Genomic DNA, 4,519 nt, shown 5'->3' on the forward strand with positions numbered 1-4,519 from the left:
GGCCGACAGCGCACGGGCAGCCTTTCAGCAGGACCTGGTAGCCAAAGGCATTATGCCTTTTAACCTGCAGGTGCAGCAGGATGCGAATGAAGGCTTTTCCGAAAAGCTTATTTTCCCCGGCGCCCTGGTGCATTACAAGGATAAGACCATTGGCGTAAACCTGCTGAAAAGCCAGGGCGGGCAGGATCCTACAGCCGCTATGAGCAATTCGGAAGCGCTGCTGGAATACCAGTTCATTAACGCCATCTACAAGCTGCAGCAGCCCCGCAAACCGCTGGTAGGCTATATGCTGGGCAACGGGGAATCTTTAGGCGCAGAAGTGTACGACGCGCTTACCACCGTGCAAAGCAATTACCAGCTGGATACTTTTTCCCTGCAGGGCAACAGCCATATTCCCCGCGATTTTGACCTGCTGCTGTTTGCAAGGCCTACACAAAAGTTTACGGATGATGATAAGCTGAAAATAGACCAGTATGTAATGAAGGGCGGCAAAGTGCTGTGGTGCCTGGATGTGCTGAACGCCAGCATGGACAGCCTGCAGCAGCAAAACTCCTTTATTGCATTTGACCGGGGCCTGAACCTGGAAGACCTGCTGTTCCGCTACGGGGTACGCATTAACCCCGACCTGATCCAGGATCTGCAGTCAGACCTGGTGCCGCTGGTAGTAGGCAATATGGGCAACAAACCGCAGATCCGGCCGGTGCCTTTCCCGTACTTCCCGCTGCTTTCGCCCACCGGCAGCCATCCCATTGTAAAAAATATGGACCTGGTGCTGAGCCATTTTACCAGCTCTATTGATACTATTAAGGGGGAAGATGTTACCAAAACTATCCTGCTCACCTCCTCCCGTAACAGCCGCAGCATACGCACCCCGGCAGAAATAAGCTGGGAAAGTGTGCGCACCAAACCCAACCCGCGCGATTACCGGCAGGCTTACCTGCCCGCCGCCGTGCTGCTGGAAGGCCGTTTTACCTCCCTGTTCCGCCACCGGCTGGACAAAGCGCAGCAGGCTGCCGTGGAAGTGGCCTCCGGCGAGCCTTTCCGCGACCATGCAGATACCATCAATAAAATGATCGTGATCAGCGACGGCGATATTATTACCAATGCTGTATCCCGTAAGGACGGGCCGCTGCAAATGGGCATCAATTCCTTTAACCCGGATTTTGTATTTGCCAATAAAGAATTTTTCCTGAACTGCCTGGAATACCTTACCAACACCTCCGGCATTATGGAAACGCGCAATAAAGAAGTAACCCTGCGCCTGCTGGATGCGCAAAAAATAAAACAGGAACGCACCAAATGGCAGGTCATCTGTTTCCTGGTGCCCGTAGGCCTGATCCTGCTGTTTGCCATGGTATTCCAGTTTATACGGCAGCGTAAGTTTGAGTAGCGGCGCTTTGCGCCGCAGTCGATGGTCAATGGTCCATAGTCCATGGCCTGCTTCAATAGTGCAGTATTGCGGCGTTCGTTAAGCACATCACTGCAACTTTACTTGTACAACAACCATACGAACTAGGCAATAGACCATCGACTATGGACTGTGGACCGTAAACATTATCTTTGCCTTTCACTAAACATTAAACGGCTGCATGACACCCACACAGTGGACGTATCTTATTTTTGGCATCGTTATCGTCCTGGCGCTGATCTTTGACCTGGGTTTATTAAGTAAAAAATCTACTACCGTCTCTATTAAAAAAGCATTGTTGCAAACCTGTTTCTGGGTAGGTTTGTCATTAGTTTTCTTTGGATTTGTGTGGTATGAGAACGGGCATGAAACAGCCATCAGCTACCTGAGCGCCTACCTCATGGAGTGGTCGCTTTCTATTGATAATATCTTTGTGTTCATCCTCATCTTCGGCTTCTTTAAAATAAAAGAAAGCAGCTATGCGCGCGTGCTGCTCATCGGTATCCTCATGGCGATCGTATTACGCGCTATTTTTATTACCATCGGCGCTGCGCTTATAGCCCGTTTCACCTGGATCCTTTATGTATTCGGCGCCTTCCTGGTGTACACCGGTATTAAAATGTTCGTGGTTGATCAGGATGAGGAATTTAAGCCGGAGGAAAATATTGCCTACCGGTTTATGAGCAAATACATGCGCATTACGCATGAAGAGCCACACGGCCGTTTCACCGTCAAAAAAAATAATAAAGTATATTTCACCAGCCTTAGTATAGTCGTGGTAATGCTGGCGGTAACCGATGTGCTGTTTGCGCTGGATTCCATTCCGGCTGTATTTGCCATCTCACAGGAGCCGCTGGTAGTGTATACTTCCAATATCTTTGCAGTGCTGGGCCTGCGCTCCCTGTTCTTCCTGTTACGGGGTGCGGTGGATCAGTTCGATTATCTGCAGCAGGGCATTGCCATTGTACTGATATTTATAGGCTTAAAAATGCTGGTAGAGATCTTTCATGTTCATCTGCCGGTATATCTGTCGCTCATAGTGATTGTATGTTGTTTGGGCGGCGCTATCCTGTACTCCATCTATCATAAGAAAAAAGGAGTGCCGGAAAAGCTAACTTCAGAAAAGTAATTCAGGCGCATAGGCAGGTAAAGAGTCAGCCTGCCGGATGCCAACAGACAGAGAAACTATGTATAACGCAGCAAGTATCAGTAAGATCCTGAAAGGAGAACTTTTGCAGGACGCAGGAGCACCGGAGATAGCGCATATTTTGCTGGACAGCAGGAAATTGATCTTTCCGGAGACCTCGCTTTTTATTCCAATCGTCAGCACACGGCGTAATGCGCACCAGTACATCCCCGAATTATATGAAAAGGGGGTGCGTAACTTCCTGGTGAGCGAGCACCTGCCGCTGGAGCTGTACCCCGATGCTAATATCATCCTGGTAAAAGATACCCTCCAGGCCCTGCACACATTGGTAGCCTGGCACCGGCAGCAGTTCCACATTCCCGTAATAGGCATTACCGGCAGTAACGGTAAAACCATTATCAAGGAATGGCTGTTCCAGCTGCTGGAAAAGGATTACAATATTGTACGCAGCCCTAAAAGCTATAACTCGCAAACAGGCGTGCCCTTATCCGTATGGCAGATGGACGCCTCCAACCAGCTGGCCATTTTTGAAGCCGGCATTTCCCAGCCCGGTGAAATGGAGCACCTGGAAAAGATCATCCGCCCTACCATCGGTATTTTCACCAACATTGGCGAAGCGCATAATGAAGGCTTCCTGAACCGGCGCCAGAAGATCAATGAAAAGCTGGTGCTGTTTGCCAAAAGCGATGTGCTTATTTACAGTAAAGATTACCTGGAGCTGAACGAATGTGTGCTTCAATTTCACTCGCAGATCGGCAAGCGGGATAACCAGCAGGGCTTACAGCTGCTGGCCTGGTCGCGCAAAACAGACGCAGACCTGCGCATTATCAGTGTAGATAAGGATCATGCCTGCACCCGTATTGATGCGCTGTACCAGAACGCGCCTATCTATATCAGTATTCCTTTTGTAGATGAAGGCTCCGTGGAAAACGCCATTCATTGCTGGGCGCTGATGCTGTATCTGGGTATTGATCACCAGGTGATCCGCCAGCGGATGGACCTGCTGGGTAATATAGCCATGCGCCTGGAACTGAAGCAGGGCATTAACAACAGCTCCATCATTAACGACAGCTATAACTCCGACCTGGGATCGCTGGCCATTGCACTGGACTTTTTACAGCAGCAGCAACAGCACCCAACGCGCACGGTTATACTCAGTGATATTTTACAAAGCGGCCGCAGCGATGCTTCCCTGTATGAGGAAGTAGCCGGCATGCTCAGGAAAAAAGGCATCCAGCGCCTTATTGGCATTGGCAAGAATATTAGCCGGGAAACACGCGCCTTCCAGGATATACCGGGCTTAAAAAGCCAGTTCTTTCCCACGATGGAAGCGTTCATCCAGCAGTTCAGCCAGCAGGATTTCCAGCATGAGACCATTTTGCTGAAAGGCGCCCGCGCGTTCAAGTTTGAGCGTATCGGCAAGCTGCTGGAGCATAAGGTGCACCAGACCATCCTGGAAATTAACCTGAGCGCCATTACCCATAATGTAAAACAATACCAGGCCCTCCTGAAGCCGGAAACCAGGCTAATGGCCATGGTAAAAGCTTTCTCTTACGGCAGCGGCAGTTTTGAAATAGCCAACCTGCTGCAGTTCCACGGCATTGATTACCTGGCCGTGGCCTATGCCGATGAAGGAGTGGAGCTGCGCCGCACCGGTATTACCATGCCCATTATGGTCATGAACCCCGAGCCCAGCTCTTTTGACGCCATCCTGCAATGGAACCTGGAGCCGGAAATTTACTCCCTGCTGCTGTTGCAGCAGTTTGAGGAAGAGGTGCGCACCAGCGGGAAAACAGATTTCCCCATTCACATAAAGCTGGATACCGGCATGCACCGCCTGGGATTTGATAAAAAGGATATTCCTGCCCTGGCCCGCATTCTTACGGAGAACGGGCAGCTGAAAGTGAAATCTATTTTCAGCCACCTGGCTGCCAGCGAAGACCCTTCCATGGATGAATTTACCC

3 protein-coding genes are annotated in these 4,519 nt (G+C 50.3%); all 3 read left to right on the plus strand.

What is annotated here, in order from left to right; translation table 11 throughout:
• Positions 1–1,390 (plus strand): gliding motility-associated ABC transporter substrate-binding protein GldG (gene gldG / locus VIM87_RS24555; protein ID WP_331999547.1); only part of this gene is annotated, 1,390 nt, incomplete at its 5' end.
• 199 nt (positions 1,391–1,589) lie between these two features.
• The gene (locus VIM87_RS24560; RefSeq protein ID WP_331999548.1) at positions 1,590–2,537 is read left to right on the plus strand and encodes a TerC/Alx family metal homeostasis membrane protein; all 948 of its coding nucleotides are present in this window, start codon (positions 1,590–1,592) and stop codon (positions 2,535–2,537) included.
• Between the two features lie 37 nt (positions 2,538–2,574).
• A partial coding sequence (locus VIM87_RS24565; protein WP_331999549.1) for a bifunctional UDP-N-acetylmuramoyl-tripeptide:D-alanyl-D-alanine ligase/alanine racemase occupies positions 2,575–4,519 on the plus strand: 1,945 nt, incomplete at its 3' end.

The organism is Chitinophaga sp. (assembly GCF_036569125.1).
Lineage (GTDB): Bacteria > Bacteroidota > Bacteroidia > Chitinophagales > Chitinophagaceae > Chitinophaga.